Annotated in this window: 20 protein-coding genes; 12 read left to right on the forward strand and 8 right to left on the reverse strand. The window is 41.1% G+C overall.

Annotated elements, in window-relative coordinates; all coding sequences use genetic code 11:
• Nucleotides 1-8: 8 nt before the first annotated feature.
• Entirely contained in the window at nucleotides 9-2483 is a 2475-nt protein-coding gene (locus tag AAEY57_RS03100) for a penicillin-binding protein 1A (protein WP_008115027.1), read from the forward strand.
• Nucleotides 2484-2531: 48 nt separating this feature from the next.
• Here AAEY57_RS03100 and metL read toward each other — a convergent pair whose 3' ends face one another.
• On the reverse strand, nucleotides 2532-4877 hold the full coding sequence (gene metL / locus AAEY57_RS03105; protein WP_036955953.1) for a bifunctional aspartate kinase/homoserine dehydrogenase II: 2346 nt from the start codon (nucleotides 4875-4877) through the stop codon (nucleotides 2532-2534).
• A gap of 49 nt (nucleotides 4878-4926) precedes the next feature.
• Nucleotides 4927-6174 (reverse strand): cystathionine gamma-synthase, encoded by a 1248-nt coding sequence (gene metB, locus AAEY57_RS03110; protein ID WP_033104302.1) that lies wholly within the window; start codon nucleotides 6172-6174, stop codon nucleotides 4927-4929.
• Between the two features lie 198 nt (nucleotides 6175-6372).
• Here metB and metJ point away from each other — a divergent pair, with 198 nt between their 5' ends.
• Entirely contained in the window at nucleotides 6373-6693 is a 321-nt protein-coding gene (gene metJ, locus AAEY57_RS03115) for a met regulon transcriptional regulator MetJ (RefSeq protein ID WP_008115021.1), read from the forward strand.
• A 68-nt stretch (nucleotides 6694-6761) separates the two neighbouring features.
• On the opposite strand, the gene AAEY57_RS03120 is transcribed toward metJ, so the two are convergent.
• Both AAEY57_RS03120 and rpmE read right to left on the reverse strand, forming a co-directional pair.
• A complete protein-coding gene (locus tag AAEY57_RS03120) occupies nucleotides 6762-8003 on the reverse strand; it encodes a malic enzyme-like NAD(P)-binding protein (protein WP_013463901.1) in 1242 nt (413 codons plus the stop codon).
• Between the two features lie 525 nt (nucleotides 8004-8528).
• Entirely contained in the window at nucleotides 8529-8744 is a 216-nt protein-coding gene (rpmE, locus tag AAEY57_RS03125; protein ID WP_008115018.1) for a 50S ribosomal protein L31, read from the reverse strand.
• 230 nt (nucleotides 8745-8974) lie between these two features.
• Here rpmE and priA point away from each other — a divergent pair, with 230 nt between their 5' ends.
• From priA to AAEY57_RS03150, 5 genes are all read left to right on the forward strand, one after another.
• The gene (gene priA / locus AAEY57_RS03130; protein WP_024602143.1) at nucleotides 8975-11158 is read left to right on the forward strand and encodes a primosomal protein N'; all 2184 of its coding nucleotides are present in this window, start codon (nucleotides 8975-8977) and stop codon (nucleotides 11156-11158) included.
• A 20-nt stretch (nucleotides 11159-11178) separates the two neighbouring features.
• Nucleotides 11179-11706, forward strand: a complete 528-nt coding sequence (locus tag AAEY57_RS03135) for an SPOR domain-containing protein (RefSeq protein WP_008115014.1) — start codon at nucleotides 11179-11181, stop codon at nucleotides 11704-11706.
• An 80-nt stretch (nucleotides 11707-11786) separates the two neighbouring features.
• The gene (gene hslV, locus AAEY57_RS03140; RefSeq protein ID WP_008115012.1) at nucleotides 11787-12305 is read left to right on the forward strand and encodes an ATP-dependent protease subunit HslV; all 519 of its coding nucleotides are present in this window, start codon (nucleotides 11787-11789) and stop codon (nucleotides 12303-12305) included.
• Nucleotides 12306-12317: 12 nt separating this feature from the next.
• Nucleotides 12318-13646 carry an ATP-dependent protease ATPase subunit HslU gene (hslU, locus tag AAEY57_RS03145; protein WP_013463899.1) on the forward strand — a complete coding sequence of 443 codons (1329 nt, stop codon included), beginning with the start codon at nucleotides 12318-12320 and terminating at the stop codon, nucleotides 13644-13646.
• Nucleotides 13647-13711: 65 nt separating this feature from the next.
• Nucleotides 13712-14086, forward strand: a complete 375-nt coding sequence (locus AAEY57_RS03150) for a gamma-butyrobetaine hydroxylase family protein (RefSeq protein WP_350606283.1) — start codon at nucleotides 13712-13714, stop codon at nucleotides 14084-14086.
• A gap of 70 nt (nucleotides 14087-14156) precedes the next feature.
• Here AAEY57_RS03150 and AAEY57_RS03155 read toward each other — a convergent pair whose 3' ends face one another.
• On the reverse strand, nucleotides 14157-16037 hold the full coding sequence (locus tag AAEY57_RS03155) for a methyl-accepting chemotaxis protein (RefSeq protein WP_036955757.1): 1881 nt from the start codon (nucleotides 16035-16037) through the stop codon (nucleotides 14157-14159).
• 426 nt (nucleotides 16038-16463) lie between these two features.
• Between AAEY57_RS03155 and rraA the strand changes: the two genes are divergently transcribed.
• Nucleotides 16464-16961, forward strand: a complete 498-nt coding sequence (gene rraA / locus AAEY57_RS03160) for a ribonuclease E activity regulator RraA (RefSeq protein WP_008115004.1) — start codon at nucleotides 16464-16466, stop codon at nucleotides 16959-16961.
• A gap of 1 nt (nucleotide 16962) precedes the next feature.
• Nucleotides 16963-18012 carry a formimidoylglutamase gene (locus tag AAEY57_RS03165; RefSeq protein ID WP_024602141.1) on the forward strand — a complete coding sequence of 350 codons (1050 nt, stop codon included), beginning with the start codon at nucleotides 16963-16965 and terminating at the stop codon, nucleotides 18010-18012.
• A 6-nt stretch (nucleotides 18013-18018) separates the two neighbouring features.
• On the opposite strand, the gene AAEY57_RS03170 is transcribed toward AAEY57_RS03165, so the two are convergent.
• Nucleotides 18019-19743, reverse strand: coding sequence for a GGDEF domain-containing phosphodiesterase (locus AAEY57_RS03170; protein ID WP_024602140.1), 1725 nt, complete (start codon nucleotides 19741-19743; stop codon nucleotides 18019-18021).
• Nucleotides 19744-19802: 59 nt separating this feature from the next.
• Nucleotides 19803-21050, reverse strand: a complete 1248-nt coding sequence (gene hutI / locus AAEY57_RS03175; RefSeq protein WP_350314517.1) for an imidazolonepropionase — start codon at nucleotides 21048-21050, stop codon at nucleotides 19803-19805.
• A 110-nt stretch (nucleotides 21051-21160) separates the two neighbouring features.
• Between hutI and hutC the strand changes: the two genes are divergently transcribed.
• The 3 genes from hutC to hutH are packed head-to-tail and all read left to right on the forward strand — an operon-like array spanning nucleotide 21161 to nucleotide 25120.
• A complete protein-coding gene (gene hutC, locus AAEY57_RS03180) occupies nucleotides 21161-21889 on the forward strand; it encodes a histidine utilization transcriptional repressor HutC (RefSeq protein WP_090494871.1) in 729 nt (242 codons plus the stop codon).
• Nucleotides 21890-21911: 22 nt separating this feature from the next.
• Nucleotides 21912-23591: a urocanate hydratase gene (gene hutU, locus AAEY57_RS03185; RefSeq protein ID WP_350314516.1), complete on the forward strand. Its 1680-nt coding sequence runs from the start codon at nucleotides 21912-21914 to the stop codon at nucleotides 23589-23591.
• A complete protein-coding gene (gene hutH, locus AAEY57_RS03190) occupies nucleotides 23588-25120 on the forward strand; it encodes a histidine ammonia-lyase (RefSeq protein WP_013463891.1) in 1533 nt (510 codons plus the stop codon). Before hutU ends, hutH begins: the two co-directional genes overlap by 4 nt.
• Here the strand turns inward: hutH and AAEY57_RS03195 are convergent.
• A complete protein-coding gene (locus AAEY57_RS03195) occupies nucleotides 25117-25887 on the reverse strand; it encodes a Rossmann-fold NAD(P)-binding domain-containing protein (protein ID WP_350314515.1) in 771 nt (256 codons plus the stop codon). The two genes, hutH and AAEY57_RS03195, sit on opposite strands and share 4 nt — an antisense overlap.
• Between the last annotated feature and the right edge of the window lie 481 nt (nucleotides 25888-26368).

Raw genomic sequence — 26368 nt, forward strand, 5'->3', positions numbered from 1 at the left:
AAATATCAGTGATTTTATTAAAAAGAACTTTACAATTTTTGATCATTTGTGCATTACTTGCACTAATTACATTGCTCAGCCTTTATTACTACGTTAAATCCGATATTCCCAGCGTGCAAGTTTTAAAAAACGTGCAATTACAAACGCCTATGCAAGTATTTACTAAAGATGGGCTTTTAATCAACCAATTTGGTGAAAAAAGACGGATCCCTGTAACTATAGACCAAATTCCCCAGCCTTTATTGCAGGCTTTTTTGGCAACTGAAGATAACCGCTTTTACGATCATATCGGTATTGATCCAATTGGTATTGTGCGCTCAGCGCTGGTACTTATTTCTACTGGTGAGAAAAAGCAAGGTGCCAGTACTATTACCATGCAATTAGCTCGTAACTTCTTTTTAACACGAGAAAAAGCCTACATTCGTAAAGTAAAAGAAATATTTATTGCCATTCATATCGAAAACCTCCTCTCAAAAGATGAAATATTTGAGCTTTACCTAAATAAAATAGAATTAGGAAATCGTGCCTTTGGTATTGGTGCTGCGGCTCAAGTTTATTATGGTAAAGAACTAAAAGAGTTAACTCTTGCGCAAATGGCAATGATTGCTGGTTTACCAAAAGCTCCTTCGGCACTTAATCCTATTCGTAATCCAGAACGTGCTAAAGCAAGAAGAAATGTGGTGTTAGGAAGAATGCTTGAAGAGAAGTATATTTCAAGAGCGCAGTATAATGAAGCCACTAACCAACCAATTACCGCATATTTTCATGGAGCTGAAATTGACTTATATGCGCCGTACATTTCAGAAATGGTACGAGCAGAAATGGTGTCACGCTACGGTATAGATAAAGCCTATAACTCAGGGTTTAAAGTGTACACTTCTGTTGAATCAGATGTTCAAAAAGCAGCACAAACAGCTCTAGTTAATAACCTGCATGCCTACGATATGCGCCATGGTTTTAGAGGCCCTGAAGCCATATTGTGGGATCCGCAAACAGAGCCGCCATTAACGCAGTCGAAATTATTAAATACTTTAAAAGCTGTTAATGAATTTGGCCCTTTAAAAACGGCTGCGGTGTTAAGCGTGAGCGATAAAAGCGCTGAAGTTATACTTAAAAGCGGCGAGCGCACAACCCTTACTTGGGATAACCTAAAATGGGCACGTAAGTTTATTACACGCTATCGCCAAAGCTTTGCGCCTGAAACAGCAAGCGATATACTAACGCCAGGCATGCAAATATGGCTGCGCAAAAATGACGATAATAGCTATATTTTAAGTCAAATACCTGAAGCGGCGAGCGCCATTGTTTCTTTAGACCCACAAGACGGGCGCATAAAAGCCATTGTTGGTGGATATAGTTTTGAACAAAGCCAATATAACCGAGCTGTACAAGCTAAACGCCAAGTAGGCTCAAATATTAAGCCGTTTATATATTCAGCTGCGCTTGAAAAAGGCTACACACTAGCGTCAATTTTAAATGATGCTCCTATAAATCAATGGGATAAGAGCCAAGGCGTTGCATGGCGACCAAAAAACAGCCCAGCTATTTATAATGGCCCAATTCGCATTCGTCGTGCTTTAGCCCAATCTAAGAATGTAATTTCCGTACGTTTATTAAGGGGCGTTGGACTGCAAAGAACAGCCGATCATTTATTAAAATTTGGTTTTGACGATAAAGATATAAATCGTAGTGAGTCACTGGCATTAGGCAGTGCATCCATTACGCCGCTTGAATTAGCTCGTGGGATGAGTGCTTTTGCTAATGGCGGTCACCTAATTGAGCCGTACTTTATTTCACAAATCCAAGATGCAATGGGTAATACGTTATTTAAAACCAATCCCACCATTATTTGTGATGATGAAACGACAACACCTAGCTCGCTAATGCTAGGTGAGCAAGTAGCACCAAATTGTGCGCCGCAGATCATCTCTAAACAAAATGCATTTTTAATTGCCAGCGCAATGAATAGTGCTATTTGGGGTGGCGGTAGCTGGTCACATAAAACCGGTTGGAGTGGAACAGGCTGGCGTGCACAAGCGCTAAAACGTCGCGATCTTTCTGGTAAAACAGGCACGACTAATGATTCTGTAGATACTTGGTTTAGTGGCTTTAACCGCGATGTGATGACATCAGTTTGGGTTGGCTTTGATAACCCAGGTAATACACTGGGACGCTCAACCTACAATAACAACTTAGGAAGTGGTCAAATATCAGGTGCTGAGTCAGGCGCAAAAACAGCTCAGCCTGCATGGGTTGATTTTATGCGCGCCGCACTGGATGGTAAACCTGCTGCGCCCATCGAACCACCTGAAGGCTTAGTTTCTATTCGTATTGATTTAGAAACCGGATTATTAAGTCATAAAAACGATTACACCAGCCGTTTTGAATACTTTGAAAAAGGCACCGCTCCTACCAAATATGTGTTATCACAACCAAATGATATATTTGAAGAAAACACTAAAACTGAAGAAGAGCTATTTTAAATATAGCGAACAGTAAAAAGGCCGCAAATTAGCGGCCTTTTTGATGATCTAACTAATATTTTGTACCAACCAGTATAAGTCAGAGTGAACGCCAGCAGCAGTCACTTCTTTACCCGCACCGGGGCCTTGTATCACTAATGCGTTTTGGTTATACCACTGGGTATTAATCACAAAAATATTATCGCCGGGGGTCAAATTCGCAACCGCTTCGCTTTTTGGTACATAGGTAATCCCTACCTTAGCGTTTAGCGTGTTGTTTTCAAACTCTAATAACCCAGTGTAGCACAGTGCAGCATTTTGTTGCTGAGCCGCTTGCGCATGCTGCTCAATAAATGCATCTAAACGAGCCTTATTATCAATAAAGTCATTCCAGCTGCCTGCACTTAACTCATCGGGCATCAAAGCGGATAAAGAAATGTCATCAAGTTCCAATTCAATACCTAATTCACGCGCTAAAATAAGCAACTTACGTTGCATATCTCGTCCAGATAAGTCTTCTCGAGGATCCGGCTCTGTGAACCCCAAAGCTTGCGCTTCTAGAACTAAATCTGAAAACGCTTTACTGCCATCATACATACTGCATAACCATGACAGCGTGCCTGAAAACACGCCTTCTATTCGCGTTATTTTATCGCCACTATTTTGTAAATCAGCCAAGGCAAAATTAATCGGTAGTCCGGCCCCTACACTTGCATTATAACGCCAATGTAAGCCACGTTGAGCAAGGCTTTCACGTAGTGTTTGATACCACGAAAGCGACGCGGTTCCCGCGTATTTATTAGCACTAATTAGATGGCAGTTTAATTCAGCTAACTTACTATAAAGCTGACTAAAATGTTCACTGGCGGTAATGTCGATCACTATTTTATGTTCATACTCAAGAGTATCTATGTATGACAATAAATCGGCTTGTCTATAGGAGCTTGCATGGTTTTCCCATTGAAGTTGCCAGCTTTCACAGTCTAATCCATTAGCATTCACCAGCATCTGCTCTGAGCGTAAAAGCGCTACTAACTTGACGTTAAAATCAGTTGATAAGCGTGCTAGTTGAGCAGGTAATTGGCGCATAAACTCAGCACCTACATTACCAAGTCCTGCAATAATTAAAGCTATTTCTTGTGCTTTATTAATGAGCTTGTCATGTAACAGGCTCAGCACATCACTTTCAAGTACTTGATCGGTTAATAGTAACGTATATCCCTCACCGTAATGGGTAAACCGAGGCTGGATAGATTGTGTTTGTAATAAGGCTTCACTTTGCTTACCAAGCGGCGCTACCTCTTGATCAGGTGCAATAATCGCCACCCCATTTAAGTTTGACTCACTAATATTGGCGCGGCCAGCAAAATAATTAGCCACCTGATGTGTCGCTGACGCAGGGACTAGTAAGTAGATTTCGCCTTCGTGTTCAAAGTGATGCAAACTATGCTGAATAAGTTGGCTAACATGTGCTACTTCGCCTTCACTCAGATCATCAACAATGAGTAAATCCACATTATTTACTGTGGTTAAAAAGCGTTTTTGTTTACTCATTCCTAGTTTAACTATTTCGGTATGACTGCCTTGAGGATCGTAACTACTGCGAACAACTAATTCTATATCGGTATCTTTTAATGGCGATAATGTTTTAGCGTGTAATACTGGATTACCTAACCTCGCTAATAAATTAGCTTGATCACGGCACACTCGCGCATACTTAACCGCATTAGCAACCTTACGCGGATCAGTACTAAAAACACCTTGAGTGTCAGTCCAAATAGAGACTTTTTTAGCATTGCAATACCGCGCTAATAAAGTGGCACTGTAATCACTGCCATTTCGCCCTAAGGTCACTGTTTCACCATGTAAATCAGCCGCAATAAACCCCGTAACTACATTAATTTTACTCGTCTGTATGGCTTTTAAGCACTGCTGCTGATTATTAGCATGCTGCAGCTGTCCGGCATCTAACGTAAATAACTGCCTAGCGTCATGGGCACAAGCGCTAACGTTAAGCTGTTCTAAGTAAGCGCTTAGTAACCTTGCAGACCACAATTCACCATGTGCTAATAACGCAGCTTCAGCTAATGTTCCTTGCTTAGCCTGCTTGGTAATAATACTGAGCTCAGTTTCAAGTAAATCAAGCGCATGGTGCTTAGCGTTAGCTATTAATAATTGCTCAATCAGAGCTATTTGATGGTTACTCAATAGCAATACAATATCAGCAATAGCTTGAGTGTCTTGCTGTTGATAGCTTTGCCACAGTTTAACTAAGGTATCGGTGGTTTTACCGGCAGCCGATACCACCACACAATCCCCAGCTTGAGCATGAGTTAAAATAATATTTGCGACACTTTTAAAGCGATCCGCTGAGCTTAAACTCGAACCACCAAATTTATGAACCTGATTTACCATATTAATACCGACTCGCATTTATGTTTTGTATTTTGAAGATTGGTATGCGCTACCATAACGCCGGATGCGCCGCGTTTAACTTTGCTGAACCAAATGATTCACTAGCACCACTTTTTGCCGATAGGCCGGGATCGGCTTGTCCTGGGCGCACCAAATTAAATACCCTGTCTAAGTCAGCGAGTAAATCATTTACATCTTCAATACCCACCGAAATACGAATAAGCGTGTCGCCTACTCCGGCTTCTGCACGCGCGGTTGCGTCCATGCCGGCGTGGGTCATAGTCGCAGGGTGACAAATTAAACTTTCTACTCCACCTAATGATTCCGCTAAGCTAAATTCATTTAAGCGCGTTAAAAACGCTGCAGCATCGTTTATATCGCCTTTTATATCAAAGCTAACCATAGCACCAAAGCCAAGCTGCTGCGCCTTAGCTAGCGCATGTTGAGGGTGTGATTCAAGACCTGGGTAGTAAACTTGGGCAACAAACTGGGAGCGTTCTAAATACTGTGCAATGGCGAGTGCACTTTCTTGGTGTTGCCTTAAACGCACGTTTAAAGTACGTAAGCCTCTGAGCGTTAAATAGCTATCAAATGGCGCGCCGGTGATGCCAATGTTATTTGCCCACCACGCTAACTCTTCACCTAACTCAGCAGTCGCTGCGATAACCGCGCCACCAACAACGTCTGAATGGCCATTGATATATTTTGTGGTTGAGTGCACCACAATATCAGCGCCAAACTTAATCGGGTTTTGTAATGCTGGCGATAAAAATGTGTTGTCGGCGGCAACCAGTGCACCACACTGTTTAGCTGTATCAGTTACCGCTTTAATATCTGTTAAGCGTAAAATAGGATTGCTAGGTGTTTCAATCCAAATCAGCTTAGGTTTAATAGCAAGGATGCGTGTCAAACTGTCGCTTTTGGTAAAATCGACCACTTCTAGTTTTAATAAGCCGCGCTTTTCTAGCGAAGTAAATAAGCGATAGCTGCCACCATAACAGTCATGAGGGATCACTAACGTATCGTCACTATTAAGTAATTGTGTTGTTAGGTGAACGGCTGCCATGCCTGTTGCGGTAATAATGCCTTTAGCGCCACCTTCAAGCTCCGTGAGCGCCTCAGCCAAAATGTCACGATTAGGGTTACCACTGCGGCCATAATCATATTGACGCTTTGTATCAAAGTCAGCAAATGAGTAAGTTGTTGATAAATAAAGCGGTGGAACAACCGCACCATGCTGTTTGTCGGCTTCTATTCCACTACGAACAGCAATTGTTGCCTTATTTTTTTCACTCATTTTCGCTACCTTTACTAATTTGGATGTTTAGACGTCTAAAAGGTAGCGCATGCAATTTAAGATGTCAAAACATTTAAATGTCTAGATAGCTAAATAACTAGTATTTGACTATCTTTTTTAAACCGATAGAATTTCACGCATATTTACACGCTTTGATGCTGTGTGAGCAATTTATAATCTGAGGCAACGATACATCTTATGGCTAAATGGAATGGTGAATATATTCACCCATACGCAGAACACGGGAAAAAATCCGAACAAGTAAAGAAGATCACCGTTTCGATCCCGCTAAATGTATTAAAAGTATTAACTGATGAACGTACTCGTCGTCAAATAAACAACTTACGTCATGCAACAAATAGCGAGCTTTTATGCGAAGCGTTTTTGCATGCGTTTACCGGGCAACCGCTGCCTAATGATGATGATTTGCGTAAAGATAACGCAGAAAAAGTACCTGAAGAAGTGAAGAAAATAATGCAAGAAATGGGACTAGAAGTGCCTATTTTAAATGAAGACTAGAAGGGTCTTTATACAAAAAAACCTCAGCAAATGCTGAGGTTTTTTTTGCGCTAATTTATACTTAACAATTACGCCATGTAGTTTTCTGGCATATCAATTTGTGCAACGCCAGAGTCTACCGCCGCCTGCGCAACCGCTTTAGCTATACGTGGTAACAAACGTGGATCCATTGGTTTTGGTATAATATATTTAGCACCAAACTCTAATTTGTCGATGCCTGCGGCAGTAAGCACTTCAGTCGGTACGGGCTCTTTAGCAATACTACGAATTGCTTCTACAGCAGCAATTTTCATCTCGTCGTTTATTTCACTGGCACGTACATCTAACGCACCACGGAAAATAAACGGAAAACACAATACGTTATTAACTTGATTCGGATAATCAGAGCGACCTGTAGCCATAATTAAATCGTTACGTGCAGCGTGTGCTAATTGCGGATCGATTTCAGGATCGGGGTTTGAACAAGCAAATACCACGGGTCTATCAGCCATTAATTTTAAATCTTCAGGGGCTAATAAATTAGGGCCCGATACACCCACAAACACATCGGCATCTTCAATTACATCTTGTAAAGTACGTTTATCGGTATTGTTTGCAAATAATTGCTTATATTCATTCAAGTCATCACGACGCGTATGAATAACTCCTTTGCGATCTAACATATAAATATGTTCACGCAACGCGCCACATTTAATTAAAAGCTCCATACAGGCAACAGCTGCAGCGCCGGCACCTAAACATACAATAATTGCATCTTCAATTGCTTTGCCCTGTACTTCCAGCGCGTTTAGCATACCCGCAGCCGTTACAATAGCCGTACCATGCTGATCATCATGAAAAACAGGAATGCTACAACGCTCTATAAGCGCTTTTTCTATTTCAAAACACTCGGGCGCTTTAATATCTTCTAAATTAATTCCACCAAAAGTGTCGGCAATATTAGCCACCGTGTTAATAAAGTCTTCGGTAGTACGGTGCTTAACTTCAATATCTATAGAGTCTAACCCTGCAAAACGCTTAAATAGTAGCGCTTTACCTTCCATAACGGGTTTTGAAGCCAGTGGACCTAAATTACCTAAGCCTAAAATTGCGGTGCCGTTAGTAATAACCGCAACCATATTTCCTTTACCAGTATATTTGTAGGCATTTGCTGGATCAGCGGCAATTTCACGAACAGGTTCTGCGACACCGGGGCTGTATGCGAGCGCGAGGTCTTTAACCGTCTCAGCGGGCTTGGTCAGCTCAATACTGATTTTACCTGGAACGGGATGGGCATGGTAATGTAGTGCTTGTTCACGAAAATCTGACATAACGCGATTATATCCTGCAATTTAAGTTAAAGTGAGAGGTAGTTTTAATCTACGATACCTTTATTATTTTTAAATTCCAAGCAATATCAGGTCTATCCTGTTATATGCTAGAACTGTTAATTTTAAGTGATTTATCAGCAACTTCCCTAGATTATCCTGACATTTTTAAAATATAAATTCGTCATAAAAATGAAAAACACAGGTACTTTTTGCCCTTGTTCTATTTTTATAAAGCGTATTTTTTAGTCTTAAATTAAAATAGTGAAATACCGAATTTTATTTAACTTTAAACACAAATAACCTCACGTTACCTGCATTTGAGTACCATCTTTAAAGTTTAACAAATAAAAATATAGAGAATATTGGCTGTTTTGTCTGCAAATGTTTATGCATACTCAGAATAAGAACAGGAAATAGTTATGCAAAAAAAATAAATACAAAATTGCTAAGAAAGCAGGTAGGAAAGTAAATTTTGGCCACAAAAAAAGCACCCTAAGGTGCTTTTTTTTACATAGAAACAAAAAATTATTTTTTGCTGCTAAGTGCACCGAAGCGCTTGTTGAAGCGATCAACACGGCCGCCAGTGTCTAAAATCTTTTGCTTACCAGTGTAAAACGGGTGACACGCAGAACATACGTCTAAGTGAATGTCTTTACACAGAGTAGAACGAGTTTCGAATTTGTTTCCGCATGAACAAGTTGCAGAAATTACTTCGTACTTAGGGTGAATACCTTCTTTCATAGGAACCTCTAGTTAAGGCCGCATCGCTCTCCAAACCCGAAGTCTGGCACCATACGTCGTTAAAACAAATTTATTGGTCGCGAATTTTATCCAACAACCCGCACGCACACAAGCTTTAATTACCCTTTTTGCTAAAAAGTCGGCAAACACCTATCCATTACTGATTTGTCGGTAGGCTTTTAATGCTATTTTTAGTACATTAAACCATTACGTTAATTGGTTGAGTTGTTATGCGTTTTGCTGAAGTTGCAATAAAAGTCCCCTTGCCTCGCACCTTTGATTATAAAGTGGATGAGCAATTAGTACCGCTGACTCAATTACAGCCTGGTATGCGCGTGTTAGTCCCTTTTGGTAATCAACGTAAAGTAGCGGTTATTCTTAGCTTAAAAGCGGAAACAGCAGTCCCCGAAGGCAAAATAAAATCTATTATTGAAGTTATTGACGACTCACCGGTGTTATCTGCGCAGCATTTAGAGCTACTGAAATTTACAGCGCGTTATTATTGCTATCCACTCGGTGAAACTATTCATATTGCATTGCCCAGTGCACTGCGCCAAGGTGAGTGCCCTGATAAAACCAGTATAAACATGGTGACATTAAGCGAAAAGGGGGCACTTTTACCGTCTTTAAAAGCTAAAACACAGCTTAATTTGCTTAAGCAATTATCAGCATCCGGTAAATCATCATTAACCGAACTCAAAGCCCTCGGGTTTAATAAAAAAACCATTGATACCCTTTTAGATAAAGAGCTAATAATTCAAACCATTGAGCACGACAATCAATGGCAACATACCTCGCCAACGGTTGGCAGCAAACCCCGTTTAAATAAAGAGCAAGCCATTGCCTGCACTGCAATTAATCAAAGTACGGGGTTTAATAGCTTTTTGCTAGAAGGTGTCACTGGCAGCGGAAAAACCGAAGTTTACCTGCAATGCCTAGAAGAAGTATTAAAACGTGGCGAACAGGCGTTAGTGCTCGTTCCTGAAATCGGGCTAACGCCTCAAACGGTCAATCGTTTTAGACGTCGCTTTCCTGACACCCCTATTATGTTATGGCACTCGGCATTAACCGATAACGAGCGTCTGCAAACATGGCGCTTTTGTGAAAAAGGCAGTTGCGCCATTGTTATAGGTACCCGTTCGAGTATTTTTCTGCCATTTTTAAAGCTCGGGATGATTGTGGTTGATGAGGAGCATGATGCCTCATTTAAACAACAAGACACTTTACGCTATCATGCCCGTGATTTAGCTGCGTATCGTGCCTATCAGCATCAAATTCCACTTATTTTAGGTAGCGCCACGCCAGCACTAGAAACACTGCATAAAGCTATTAATAACAAATACCAGTTGCTTACATTAAGTGAGCGCGCACAAACCGCCACCGATAATCAGTTTAAGCTGCTCGACATGAAAGGTCAGCCTGATAGAGCCGGTATTGCGCATGCCAGTCTTGCAATAATGCGCCAGCACCTGAATAGGGGAAAGCAGGTGATGGTATTTTTAAATCGCCGTGGGTTTTCTCCTACTTTGATTTGTCATGAATGTGGTTGGTTGAGTGAATGTAGCCGATGCAGCACCAGTGCGACTTTTCATAAGGCAATAGGCCAAATGATTTGCCACCATTGTGGCGATCAATATCATGTACCACATCAATGCCCTGACTGTGGTAGTACGCAAATCTTTCCTAACGGCAAGGGCACCGAGCAAATAGAAGAGTTTTTGAGTAGTGAATTTGCAGACACCCCGATCAGCCGTATCGACCGTGATTCAACTCGGCGTAAAGGTAGCCTTGAAAAAGCACTGGATGAAATAAACCAAGGCGGCGCACGTATTTTAGTTGGTACGCAAATGCTGGCAAAAGGTCACCATTTTGCTGATGTTAGCTTAGTACTTATTTTAGATGTCGATAGTGGTTTGTATTCGTGTGACTTTAGGGCTACTGAGCATTTAGCACAATTAGTAACACAAGTTGCAGGACGCGCGGGACGTTCTGGCGAACCCGGTGAAGTATTATTACAAACGCACTTTCCTGAGCACCCGCTATTACAAGACTTAGTTAATAATGGCTATCAAGATTTTGCCCGCTTTGCACTCACTGAGCGAAGTGATGCACAGTTGCCACCCATTACGAGTATGGCAATTGTTCGCGCACAAGGGCATAACATAAAGCAAGTCGTCGACTTTCTAACGGATTTGGTTCCTGTCAATGGGGTATCTGGTATACAATTGCTCGGACCGATCCCCGCGCCTTTAGAAAAAATTGCGGGAATGTATCGTTTTCAATTACATATTCAAGCGCAAGATCGACGCATACTACATCAGTATCTCGCGCAAATGGTTGATTATCTCAGCACTAGCAAACTTGCACAAAAAGTTCGCTGGAGTTTAGACGTAGACCCTACAGACATGATTTAGGTAAGGCCACATATAACACCATGGCACAGCACGATTATATTAATAAAAAACCAAAAAATAGAAAAAACACTAAACAAGAGCCGGCTAAAAAACCCTTCCCGTTTTTGTTAATCATTATTGCCTTGTTACTAATCGGTGGTTTTGCATACGGACTCTGGTTTGTTAAAAACAATGCCGATCCAGAGCTTGTTGAAAAGCAAGCAAATCCAACACCCGAAAAACAAGTAGAAATAGCTAAACCGCGGCCACCTAAATTTATTAAAGAAATTAAAGAGCATGAGATTCAGGTTGAAGTAAAAGAACTTGAACAAAAAGGCCCTTATGTCATGCAATGTGGTTCATTTAGAACCCATCAGCAAGCTGAAACCTTAAAAGCTAAAATAGCCTTTGCCGGATTAATTTCAGAAATCAAAAAAACCACAGGCAGCAATGGTATTTGGTACAAAGTGCGTTTAGGGCCTTATGAAACCAAGCGTCATGCAGAAAGTGACAAGAACAAACTTAAACGAATTAATATTGTCGGTTGCGGAATTTGGGGCTGGACTTGAATTTAAACCATTCACCCATATAACCTCTTCATAATCGTTTTTTACGCGCTGCCTCTTGCAGCGCGATGATGAGGAATAACATGACTACAATCGTAAGTGTACGCCGTGATGACAAAGTTGTTATTGGTGGTGACGGCCAAGTATCTCTTGGTAACACAGTAATGAAGGGCAATGCCCGAAAAGTTCGACGCCTTTATAATGGCAAAGTTATCGCTGGGTTTGCTGGCGGCACTGCTGATGCCTTTACTCTTTTCGAACGTTTTGAAAGCAAACTAGAAATGCACCAAGGTAACCTCACTAAAGCTGCTGTAGAAATGGCTAAAGATTGGCGTAGCGATCGTGCCCTGCGTAAACTTGAAGCTTTACTTGCTGTTGCTGATGAAACAGCTTCGCTAATTATCACCGGCAACGGTGACGTGGTGCAACCAGAAAACGACCTAATCGCAATTGGCAGCGGCGGTAACTTTGCGCAATCAGCTGCAACCGCCTTATTAGAAAATACCGACTTAAGTGCTCGTGAAATTGTAGAGAAAAGTCTAACAATTGCTGGCAACATCTGTGTATTTACGAATAACTTCCAAACTATCGAAGAATTGTAATAGGAACTCGCTATGTCTGATATGACCCCAAGAGAAATTGTTCATGAGCTAGACCAACATATTATTGGCCAAGCTAAAGCGAAAAAAGCGGTTGCTATTGCCCTTCGTAATCGCTGGCGCCGTATGCAGTTAAACGAAGACTTACGCGCAGAAGTAACGCCAAAAAATATCTTAATGATTGGCCCTACGGGTGTAGGTAAAACTGAGATTGCTCGTCGTTTAGCAAAGCTTGCCAACGCACCTTTTATTAAAGTTGAAGCCACTAAATTTACAGAAGTAGGTTATGTCGGTAAAGAAGTTGAAACTATCATCCGTGATTTAGTTGATGTTTCAATTAAAATGACACGAGAGCAACAAACTAAAAAGTTCAAACATCGCGCTGAAGAAGCGGCTGAAGAACGTATATTAGATGTATTACTGCCTCCAGCGAAAGATCAATACGGTGAAGTTCAGCGCGATGAAAATTCATCGACACGCCAATCGTTTCGTAAAAAGTTACGCGAAGGCCAATTAGATGACAAAGAAATTGATATTGATTTAGCCCAAGCTCAACCTAATATTGAAATTATGGCTCCTCCTGGTATGGAAGAAATGACCAACCAGTTACAGGGAATGTTTCAAAACATGGGTGGTGATAAACGCACTAAGCGTAAGCTTAAAATTAAAGAAGCGTTTAAGTTACTTACTGAAGAAGAAGCCGGTAAACTGGTTAATCCTGAAGAATTAAAAGAACAGGCCATTTTTGCAGTAGAGCAAAACGGCATTGTGTTTATTGATGAAATAGACAAAATTTGTAAACGTGGTGAAGCCTCAGGCCCAGATGTAAGTCGTGAAGGTGTACAACGTGATTTACTTCCGCTTATTGAAGGCTCTACCGTTAATACTAAGCACGGCATGGTAAAAACTGACCACATGTTGTTTATTGCCTCAGGCGCATTCCAAATGTCTAAACCATCAGACATGATCCCTGAGTTACAAGGCCGTTTACCTATTCGTGTTGAACTTGAAGCACTCACAGCCGATGACTTTAAACGTATATTAACTGAGCCACACGCGTCACTTACTGAGCAACAACGCGAGCTACTCAAAACAGAGCAAGTCGCTATTGAATTTAGCGACGACGCAATTGAGCGTATTGCTAAGGCAGCATGGCAAGTAAACGAAAAAACCGAAAATATCGGTGCGCGTCGCCTTCATACAGTTATGGAAAGGCTAATGGAAGAGATTTCATATGACGCTTCTGAAAAAGCGGGTTCAAGCCTTGTTATCGATGCCGCCTACGTTGAAAAACACTTAGGTGCGCTAGTTGAAGATGAAGACTTAAGTCGTTTTATTCTTTAATTGAAAACACAAACAGTTATACTAAAAGCCTCCAATATGGAGGCTTTTTTGTAAGCGAGATGACGATGAAACAAGTTACAAAAGTGCACTATCATAGTGTGAGTAAAAATTTAAATGTTTATTTTGATGATAACTCTGAAGTTATATTTAGCGCTGAGTTTTTACGGGTACACTCTCCCTCAGCAGAGGTTCAAGGCCATGGATCTGAGCCTATGAAGTTAGTACTAAATAAACAAGCAGTGGGCATTAAAACCATTACGCCGGTAGGGCATTACGCGTTACGTTTAGAGTTTGACGATGGCCATAACAGCGGGCTGTTCAGCTGGCAATATTTTGCTAAATTACAAGCTGAACAAACAAGCTTATGGGATACGTATTTAGAGCGTGTTAAACAACATGAAAACAACAAAGACAGCGTACCCATAAAGTTTGTCCCCTAGTATTTAGTCTGAACTTATACTCTGTGAATGAGAAAAAAGCGGCAATTAAGCCACTTTTTTCTGTTAGTAGTTAAACCTTATATTTTGAAATCGCTTGATGAAGTACCCTTGCTTGCTCAGAGACCTCTTCACTGGTTTGCGCATTAGTTTGTGAGTGAGCCGCAGCCCCCTCTGCAATATCTCGAATACGGACCACGTTTTTATTTACCTCAGAAGCCACCTGACTTTGCTCATCAATAGCAGTAGCAATATGTGTACTCATTTCCATAATAGTTTGCACATCAATGGTAATTGATCCTAGCAGCTCACCCGCTTTTGTTGCTTGTGTAGCACTTTCGCCACCTTGAGTACGACATTGGTGCATGATACTCACAACTTCTTGAGTACGCTGTTGTAGGGTGTTAATAATGCCCTCTATTTCGCTGGTTGACTCTTGCGTACGCTGTGCAAGTGAGCGCACTTCATCTGCAACAACCGCAAAGCCACGACCTTGTTCACCCGCTCTCGCCGCTTCAATGGCAGCATTTAAAGCAAGTAAATTAGTTTGCTCTGCAATCGCACGTATCACATCAAGTACAGAACCTATGGTTTCACCATCTTTTTCTAGCTGAGACACCACGCTGGAAGCTTTACCAAGTGAATCGGATAAGGCATTAATATGCTTAATAGTTGACTCTACTTCAACCTGACCTTGCTGGGCGCTTACATTGGTCGATTCAGCTTTTTTAGCGGCGGCTTCAGTATTGTGTGAAATATCTTGAATCGTTGCCTGCATTTCTGTAGCAGCGGTTGCTACCATATCCGCTTCATGCAATTGCTCTTGCATACCAGAGCTAGTCGCTGAGGTTGTTTCAGATAGGTTCCCTGTTGCTATATTAAGCGTTGTTAGAGCCGTATTTACTTCGTAGATGAGATCTTTAAAGTCACTAATTAAACTATTAAAGTCTATGGTCATCCTCGTTACTTCATCTTTCCCTTTATGCTCTATAAACAAGCTTAAGTCATTGTTTTGTCTTATCTTATCTATTGCTTGATAAACTTTTTCAATAGGCTGGATAATTGAACGACTGGTCAAGTACACAAGTAGCATAACGATGATACTAGCAATTATAAAAATGACTATTGCTAATAATTGCGCCTGCTGCGCCGTTTCAGTTACTTGCTCTTTAGTCGCATTAGTGATCAAAGTAACCACTTCATCACTTTTCTTAACACTTATTCTCATTTTCCCTAGGGCACCCGAATTTAAATCGACGCCTAATTCCACCTGCGCCTCTACCAATGCAGTAAATTTATTTTGGTAGTTGGTCATTAACGAGACCAATTGATTGCGTAAATTATTAGGTAGCTCTGCAGCATTTACTTGTTGTTTTAACTCGCTTGCTAATTTATTAAATCGATCTAAATACTTGGTATCTAAACGTAGCATAAAATCTTTTTCAGCTCGACGCAGCTGTAGCATAGTGGTGAGTAATTGGTAATTATTTTGCTCACTAAGCAATGTTTCTATTTTATGAACTGCTTCTCTCAGCTCGCCATATAAAGCGTCTTTTGGGTGCAACCCGATTTTACGCTGTAGTTTTACAACATTTTGAAAGTCGTCATAGTACTGTTGGGCTAACGTAGAAAATTGATTGACCTGAGCCGTAGCAATATTTAAATCTGCAGATAAAACAGATAGCTTTTCTAGTTTAAATTGTAGTTTTTTATATTCTTGCGCAAATAGCTCTAAACTAGACTCATCTTTGTAAAACAAAAAGTCTTTTTCGTATTTACGCATCGAAAGCTCATGCACATCTAGCTCTTCAGCGTACTGAATAGTTTCATTTAATTTAAGCATAATACGTGCTTCATAAATGATGATGCACAGCATAACAATCATGGCTAAGCCAACGATTAATGCGTTAAATTGTAAACGACGTTTAATCGTTAGATTCTGTAAAAAGTTCATTGTAAATACCTATATTAAATTTGCCAGTTCAGTATAACGTGATGCTTTCTTGTATTAACATAATTTTGTTACATGAAATAAACAATAATGCCTATCATTAAAAACCAAAAAAGGGCTACCAGTAAAATTTAACCATTAACAAACTCCCTTTATACAAATGGACAATATAATCATCGGCCTGATCACAGTATTGTTTAATTTTAACAGTCTCGCCAATCAGAACTTAAATCTCTCGCACTTATAAACGCTCAGTCCATAGCTTTAAAAATATTTATTTATAAAGATGACAATTTTATTAAAAAATTATGAGTCGTGTTATTGATTTAGTTCTATTTCTGGCTAAATTTACTGCAATTAAGTCGTTGTTATTGAATATAAGGAGGGTATACTAAGTTACTAACTTATGTATCTTTTGAGGATAAAATAATGGATTACAGCACTTCTGATTTATGTGACCATTTCGCTGATGTGGTTGACGTGCTTGAACCTATGTTCATCAACTTTGGTGGTCGACACAGTTTTGGTGGCCGCATTAAAACGGTAAAATGTTTTGAAAATAATGAACTGATCCGTCAATTGCTTTCTCAAGATGGTACAGATCAGATTTTACTTATTGATGGTGGAGGCTCCACTCGTAGAGCCTTAATTGATATTGAACTGGCTGAGCTGGCACTTGAAAACAATTGGCAAGGTATTATTGTATATGGTGCACTGCGCCATGTTGATGAACTTGAAGAACTGGATTTAGGAATTCAAGCCATTGGATCAATTCCGGTTGCAGCTGACAGTGAAGGCGCGGGTGAAAGCGGCATAGGCGTTAACTTTGCGGGTGTATCATTTTTCGATGATGATTTTGTTTATGCCGACAGTACAGGTATTGTACTTTCTGCTGAAGAATTAGAGCTAGAAATAATAGAACTGTAGCGTGACAGCACACCTTAAAGTATATAACGAAAGCACGCTCAAGCGCATTTGTTCTAACCGTGCAGGTGAACAAAAAGCGTGGCAGTCAATGGCATTACTTGACGCAAACGTTAATATACAACAAGCGCTTACTGATGCTGCACAGTTTGGTATGCGCTTTGTTTTACTGGGCGTTTGCGAAGACATTGGACCTAGAGCCAATTTAGGTAAAGGCGGAGCACAACATGCTTGGCCCGCTTTTTTACAACACTTTTTAAACCAACCTCACAATCACGCTATTGCCATGCAAAAAGTGTTACTCCTTGGCGAAGTAAACCTCGATGACTTAATGGAACAAGCACACCCGCTTGATAACCAAAATCCTCTCGATTTAGACCAATTACGTCAGTTGTGCGCTGAGATTGATGTGCGGGTTGAAGCAATTTTAAGCATGATTTTTAAAGCAGGTCTTGAACCCATCATTATTGGTGGCGGACATAACAACTGCTTAGGTATTATTCGCTCGCTTGCAAAATATAAAAACAGCGCAATTAACGCCATTAATTTAGACCCCCATGCCGACTTTAGAGAGTGTGAAGGCAGACACAGTGGCAATGGTTTTCACTACGCCTATCAAGAGCAGCACCTTAACAGTTACCATGTAATTGGCTTACATGAGCTTAAAAATAATCAACAAATTTTTAATGCAATGCAAAGTGCAAAATTTAGTTTCACCAGCTATCAAGCGATTAATGTTAGGCGAGAAATAAGTTTAACGGAGGCAACTAACAATGCACTAAACGCATTTGATAACGCACCGTTGGGAATAGAAGTTGATTTAGATAGCCTAACCAACATGCCTGCAAGCGCATTTAATTATTGCGGTTTTGATGTTAGCGATGGCGAGCATTATGTTTATTTAGCTGCAAGTAATTATCACAGTGCTTATTTACATTTATGCGAAGCAGCACCCTCGCAACATCCTCACTCTCTTGCTGCGGGTAAATTACAATGTGGTCAAGTAATCAGTGCCTTAGTAAATATCTACCTACAAACAAAGCAAAAAATCTAATCTTCCCTAGTCTTCTTGTGCCTGTAACCACTGTTTAAACCAACTCATTAACCCCAAGCTACTTAAAGGGTGTCCGAAGTAGTAGCCTTGTGAGGCATAAGCTTTCAAACTTTTCACAAATTTAAGTTGGTCCAGTGTTTCAACACCTTCAAAAATCACTTTTGTTTGTTGCTGATTATGCATTTCTACCATACCGCTTACTAAGCTGCGTATATTATTTTGATTACTAAAGTCTGCAGTTAATGCAGGCGATACTTTAATATATTCCACCGCTAAACTAGGTAACTTAGAAAGTAATACAGGGTTATCACCTAAACCATCAACACACACTTTTAAACCTAAACTGTTAAGCCTTGCGATCATGGCTCTGCCTTTATCATCTAGGCTGGTAAAAACATGAAGCGGACATTCAATAATTAAATCGCCTGGCCTGAGTTGATGCTCACCAATTACTCCGTAAACAAAATCAACAAACTCTTCATTGAGCATTTCTGGGCCAAATAAATTAACACTCAAAGGTACCGACATCCCTTCCATACGAAGTGCCATGGCTAATTCGCCAGCACGCTCTATAACAAAGGTAGCCAGTGAATAACCAAGCCCTGCAATTCTAATATCATTTATAAATCGGCTTGCCGATAAGGTGCCTTGCGTGGGGTGTTGCCAACGTAATAACAATTCTAAAAATTCAATTTGACCATCGCCGTTGCGAATAACGGGTTGAAAAAACAGCTCAAACTCATCAGCAAAGCTGATATTCGCAAGCTCTGTTAATCGCGCTTGTTGCTCTAAATGCTCAACCGTCATTTGTTGATGATAAGCCACTATTTGTTTGCTTGGCTGACTATCAAGTGCCAAATACGCATAACTAATTAAATCATCAAAGCTCGTACTTTGTTGATCGCAATGAACATAACTGGCTCTTACCTTTACTTCAATAGTGCAATTAGCCACGTTAAAGGGCTTTAATGTAGCGCCAATAATTTGCTTGATAAGCTGTTGATGTAAATGATTATGGCTTTGTAGATCACAAATAAACGCAAAATTTAACCCGCCTAAATGCGCTAATTTAGCATGCGGAGCAAGGAACAACACTTCATCACTGTCTAGTAAGTCTTTTATTCGATTTGCCGACTGCGACAACAATAAGTCACCAAAATCTCGTCCAATATGCTGATTTACCTGCGCAAACCCCTCTAGCCTTAATACAATAAGTGCGGCTCTGAATGAACCTTCATCAATAAGCTCATTATACTTTTGACGTAACTGTTGTTTATCGGGGAAGCTGACTAAGGGTGAGTTTTCAACATACACCTCAGGCTCAGTTTGTGGCTTTAAAGGCGTAGTAGCTTTAGGCTCATTATCAGCTAAAAAACCACTGACTGAGAGCAGTAAAATAGCCATGAGCAACCACGCTAAATGCAGCGTAAAAAAGAGATACCCTATTAACAATAAAGCAAATAATGCGCTTGCACAGGCACTGATAAGAAATGGTTTTTTTTGCTTTTGTAACTTCGCTTGATATAAATTAAAACCAAAACCTAGCGCTAGTAAAATAGCGAGCCAAGGTATTGCGCTACTGACCATAGCTAAGCCAATGAGCCCAGTACATAAAAAGCTGAGTCTCATTACGTTACTTTTAACGGTTAATAGCGTGGCAACCATTGCCATTAAAAGTGCACCACTTAAAAAAATAGCTAAATTGCTGTAGCTCAATAACGTTCCATCCATAGCTGACGTACTCACTGACATTAAATAAAACATAGGTTTAAGAGTTAATTTTATACAAACTAACTAAGTTTACCCAATATCCATAAATTTAACAGTTTATTTACCCCAAACTGATAACTTAATTGTGCAGGGTGGTCAATTTGCCAATGAGCAATATCTGCGCGAGCGCCAACTTTTAACACCCCTCTATCAGTAAAACCTAAAGCACGAGCCGCATGTGCTGTTACGCCAGTTAATGCCTGCTCTGGAGTGAAATTAAATAAGGTGCAGGCCATATTCATCATTAATTGCAACGAACATAATGGTGATGTGCCGGGATTAAAATCACTGGCAATTGCGATGGGAACCTTGTATTTATTTAACAGTTCAATTGGTGGGTATTTCGTTTCTTTTAAAAAATAAAAAGCCCCAGGCAGTAATACCGCCACAGTGCCTGCGTTTGCCATAGCTTTAACGCCTGCTTCATCAAGGTATTCTAAATGATCAGCCGACAGGCCATTGTATTGTGCTACCAGCGCTGCACCGTGTTGATTTGATAATTGCTCGGCATGACACTTGATTGCCAAACCCTGTTTTTTAGCTGCATCAAATACGCGTTGAGTTTGTGCGTAGCTAAAGCCAATGTCTTCACAAAAAACGTCAACGGCATCCACTAGGTCATGTTCAACAAGCGTGCTTAGCATTTCATTACATACCAAATCTATGTAATCATCACTGCGGTTTTTAAACTCCAAAGGTAGCGCATGTGCCCCTAAAAAGGTGTTAACCACTTCAATGGGGTGATGTTGATTTAACAGCCTAGCCACCTCCAATATTTTTTTCTCATTGTCTATATCAAGCCCATACCCTGACTTAATTTCAACCGTCGTCACCCCTTCAGCTAACAATGCATTTAAACGCTCTTTTGCTGCTACAAATAACTGTTCGTGGTCAGCCTCTCGGGTTGCTTTAACTGTACTTGCTATTCCCCCTCCCTGCGCTGCTATTTGCTGATAGCTCACGCCCTGCAAACGCTGCTCAAACTCTTGCGCACGAGAACCGGCAAACACTAAATGTGTATGGCAATCAATTAAGCCTGGGGTTAACCATTGTCCTTTTACACTTAATATCGGGGTGGCTAACACATCAAAATTAGATAAATCAGCTTGTTTACCTAGCCACACTATTTTGCCATTTTTAATAGCTAATGCCGCATTTTCTATTGCCCCATAAGGCGCATCAATATTGCTATCCATAGTGGCAATGTTGGCATCTGTGAGCAATAAATCGATATCATTTAACTGTTCTGTAGATTCTGTGGCTTGCATAAGTTTCTCCGCGATAATGTTCAAACGAGTTTAACAACACATCTTGTATATACAAGGTAATTATGCCATCTTATTAAGTATTGTTTATTTTTAATACACCAAAAGCGTTTATGCCAACACCTAAATTTACACAAATAAAACAGTTTATTGTGGACAAAATACGCAGTGGGCTTTGGCTTGAAAACCAACGCGTGCCCTCAGAAAATGAACTGGCAAAGCAGTTTGCGGTAAGCAGAATGACCGCACGTCGAGCGTTAAGTGAGCTAACTGATACAGGCATTTTAACCCGTAGCCAAGGGCTAGGTACTTTTGTCGCAAGCTTTAAGTCGCAGTCATCACTACTGGAAATAAAAAACATTGCACATGAAGTCAAAGAGCGAAACGGAAACTACAGCTGCACAGTACAGGTGTTGGAATCAATCAATGCCGTGGCGCCAATTGCTATTGCTTTAGGTGTTGAGGTAGATAGTGTGGTGTATAGAAGTGTCATTATTCATAACGAAAATGACAGTCCCTTGCAAGTTGAAGAACGTTTTGTAAACCCGTTACTTGCCAAGGATTATTTACAACAAAATTTTACCGCTCTCACCCCACACGAATACCTATCAACGGTTGCCCCTTTAACACAAGCAAGGCACACGGTAGAGGCTATAACGCCAAATAATGAAATGTGTCAGTGGCTTAACCTATATAACGAAGAGCCATGCTTACAAGTAATACGCCGCACTTGGTCGGTTAACGGGATTGTTAGCTTTGCACGACTTATATCGCCGGGCAGTAAGTACCGCTTGGGCGGGCAATTAACATTTAAAAATAATAATAAAGCGCATAACGCTTAATACTATTTAACAGGAGTGAACAATGAATCATCGACTGGACACACAACGCACAATACGCGCGCAACATGGCAATAAAATAACCACAAAAAGCTGGCAAACCGAAGCGGCTAAACGCATGCTAATGAATAATTTAGACCCTGATGTTGCAGAGCACCCTCAAGCTCTGGTGGTTTATGGTGGTATTGGCCGTGCTGCACGTGATTGGCCAAGTTATGACAAAATAATTGAAACGCTTGAACGCCTAGAAAATGACGAAACTCTATTAGTGCAATCAGGCAAACCTGTGGGTGTATTTAAAACTCATAGCAATGCACCACGGGTATTAATTGCCAATTCAAACCTAGTACCGCATTGGGCAAACTGGGAGCACTTTAACGAGCTAGATAAAAAAGGCTTGATGATGTATGGCCAAATGACCGCTGGGTCTTGGATTTACATTGGCTCTCAAGGCATAGTGCAAGGCACTTACGAAACGTTTGTGGCTATGGCAAAACAGCATTTTGCTGGTAATGCTAAAGGTAAGTGGGTATTAACGGGTGGCCTTGGAGGTATGGGGGGCGCACAACCATTAGCGGCTACTATGGCAGGCTTTAGTGCCTTGGTGGTGGAATGTGATGAAAGCCGTATCGATTTTCGGATAAAAACAGGATATGTCGATGTAAAAGCCACAGATCTTGAGCATGCACTAAAATTAATAACAGATGCTTGCATAAAAGGTGAAGCGCTTTCTGTGGGTTTACTAGGTAACGCCGCCGATGTGTTTAGTACCTTAGTAAAAAGTGGGGTGACCCCCGATATAGTTACCGATCAAACCTCAGCTCATGATCCACTTAACGGTTACCTGCCACAAGATTGGAGTATGGAATACGCAGCTAAAATGCGAATCGATAACCCACAAGCAGTTGTAAAAGCGGCTAAACAGTCAATGGCAGTCCAAGTAAAGGCGATGCTGGCACTACAAAAAGCGGGCGCAGCAACAACCGACTATGGCAATAATATTCGTCAAATGGCCCTAGAAGAAGGCGTGAGTAATGCATTTGATTTCCCTGGGTTTGTGCCTGCGTATATTCGTCCATTATTTTGTGAAGGTATTGGTCCATTTAGGTGGGTAGCGCTATCTGGCGATCCTGAAGATATTTATAAAACCGATGCAAAAGTAAAAGAGCTCATTCCAGATGATAAACACCTACATAATTGGCTTGATATGGCGCGTGAGCGAATTCAATTTCAAGGCTTGCCTGCACGTATTTGTTGGGTCGGTTTAAAAGATAGAGCGCGCCTTGCTGTTGCCTTTAACGATATGGTTAAAAGCGGTGAGCTTAAAGCGCCGGTAGTTATTGGACGAGATCATCTCGACTCAGGCTCAGTTGCCAGTCCTAACCGTGAAACTGAAAGTATGAAAGATGGCTCCGACGCGGTCTCCGATTGGCCACTATTAAATGCTCTGCTTAATACCGCAGGCGGTGCTACTTGGGTATCGCTTCATCATGGCGGTGGTGTAGGTATGGGTTTTAGCCAGCACTCAGGCGTAGTGATTGTTGCCGATGGTACTGATGAAGCAGAGCAACGTCTTGCTCGAGTATTATGGAACGATCCCGCCACCGGTGTAATGCGCCATGCTGATGCGGGTTATGAAATTGCAAAAAACTGTGCGCAACAGCAGCAGCTAGACTTACCAATGATTAATGAGGACAAGTCATGATTTCATATACACTCAAACCGGGTCAGCTTGACTTAAACACGCTAAGAAAAATTAACAAATCAGCCATACACTTAACTCTGGCCAATGATGCACAGGCGCAAATAGCTGCCAGTGCTCAAACAGTCCAAAACGTGATAAACGAACATCGCACTGTATATGGTATTAATACTGGCTTTGGGTTATTGGCCAATACTAAAATCGCTGACGATGAACTCGAACTATTACAACGCAGTATTGTGCTTTCACACGCCGCAGGTATTGGTGAGTTAATGGATGACAGCACCGTTAGATTGATGATCACACTAAAAATAAACTCTTTATCGCGCGGTTATTCTGGTATTCGCTTAGCTGTGCTTGAGTTTTTTATGCAGCTGCTTAAAAGTGAAGTTTACCCTTGCGTGCCTAAAAAGGGCTCAGTGGGTGCATCGGGCGATTTAGCACCGCTTGCGCATATGTGTTTGCCTTTATTAGGTGAGGGTAAAATGCGTTATCAAGGTGAGCTGATAAGCGCTACACAAGGGCTAAAAATTGCAGGTCTTGAGCCACTAACATTAGCTGCAAAAGAAGGGTTAGCCTTATTGAATGGCACCCAAGCATCCACTGCATTTGCACTACAAGGCTTATTTAGAGCCGAAGACTTGTACGCACAAAGCTGTGTTATTGGCTCTATCAGTATAGAAGCGGCCATGGGCAGTCGCGCGCCATTTGATGCGCGTATTCATGACATTCGTGGTCAGCAAGGGCAAATAGATACGGCTCACGTATTTAGAGAATTACTCGATAGCCACTCACAAATTAGTGACTCACATATTAATTGTGAAAAAGTACAAGACCCATATTGCCTGCGCTGCCAGCCGCAAGTTCTTGGTGCATGTTTAACCCAAATACGTCAAGCCGCCGAAGTACTACTGTGTGAATCAAACGGAGTAACCGATAACCCTCTCGTATTTGCCGATGTAGGGGATATTATTTCAGGCGGAAACTTTCATGCTGAGCCCGTTGCTATGGCCGCTGATAACCTGGCGATTGCTATTGCTGAAATTGGCGCCTTAGCTGAGCGACGTATTGCTCTATTGATTGACTCTAATTTATCTAAATTACCGCCATTTTTAGTAAAAAACGGTGGGGTAAATTCAGGATTTATGATTGCTCAAGTCACCGCGGCTGCACTGGCCTCTGAAAACAAATCCTTAGCACACCCTGCTTCGGTAGATAGCTTACCGACTTCAGCAAATCAGGAAGACCATGTTTCTATGGCAACGTTTGCAGCACGACGACTAGTTGATATGGCTAATAATACGCAAGGCGTACTGGCCATAGAATGGCTCAGTGCTGCCCAAGGGCTTGAGTTTAGAGCACCACTACGCGCGTGTGATAAAGTAGAAAGTGCCAAAGCACTGCTACGCCAACATGTTAGCTATTACGACAAAGACCGGTATTTTGCTCCCGATATTGAAGCGGCCAACACGCTACTAAGTGAAGGTAAGTTGTGTGATTTCATAAGCCACTCCCCCTTACCTTCTTATTAAATACCATACTGATAACTAAAACCCAGTGCTTCTATCGCTGAGCCAATAACTTTGCGCTCAGCGACCTCATTACTACTAAAGCTCGGCATTTGTGTGCCATACAGCTCACACTTTTGCGCATAATAATCTGCTTTGGTCGGGTGCGCTGGGTTCACCACGTTATAAATGCTCTGTCCTTGCGACCAGTTATTAAGGACCGCATAAATAGCATTGATCACATCATGTTGATGCACCATATTCACTACTTGCTGACTAGAGGTATTGAGTTCTTTACCCGCCACAAAACGACCAGGCTCTCTATTTGGCCCCAACAATCCGGCTAAGCGAAGCACTTTACCTTGCTGTTCAAGCACTAGCTCTTCAGCATCATACAGCTTTATTTGTCGCTCGTTAGTGCCTGATATATCGCTGCTTTCACTATAAACGCCAGGTTCTTGATCATATACCCCAGTCGATGAGCACAATAAAAAGCCTTTGCAATTAAGCTCAGTTGCCAGCTTTAACGCCTGCTCAAGCACTTGCGGATAATCACTTTCGCTATCTCGACTGCGAGGCGGGATTGCACAGACCCAATACGCATTTTGTAAATCAACTTGGTGCTGCAACTCACCGTTTTGTAAAACAAACTGACGTTCAAAATCAAATTGATGAGTGTCACTTCGATGAGTCCCCTGCACTTGCCAACCTTGTTTTTGTGCATCAATACATAAGGCTTGGCCAAGCCAGCCAGCGCCAAGAACGACTAAATTATCTTTGTTGGTTTGCACTTTATTTACCCTTATTAAAACTCAATCAACGCGTTTTATAGCGATAAAAAATATAATTAACTTTATGCGACTAAAAATAATATTAGCAAACGCTGGTTGCAGAAGATATTAACACACGCTTTTTTGCAATTAGTAATCTCTTTAATGATACCGCAACCATTCATTACATACCTGCAGGTAAAGCGTATGACTTAAGTGACTTACCGAGAGTAATATATAAAACGATTGCTCAATTTAAGCTTTAAAAAACGATGGCTGCTAACAAGGCGTTTAAGGGTGAAATTTAAGCGCTTTGCTCTTGTTTTTAATTTATTCAGCACCATATCTTTAGGGTCTGTTTATCTGCAGTTTTAATCAAGTTTCGTTACATAACGCTATTTTTATGAGCGAGATCTCATTTTTCTGTTTTAAATGAAGATCTTTTTATTGAGGTAGTTTGATGTTTAGCAGAGTCTGGTATAGTAGCGCAGGTAATAAACAG

Source organism: Pseudoalteromonas sp. MER144-MNA-CIBAN-0113, from assembly GCF_040308965.1.
Classification (GTDB): Bacteria; Pseudomonadota; Gammaproteobacteria; order Enterobacterales; family Alteromonadaceae; genus Pseudoalteromonas; species Pseudoalteromonas tetraodonis.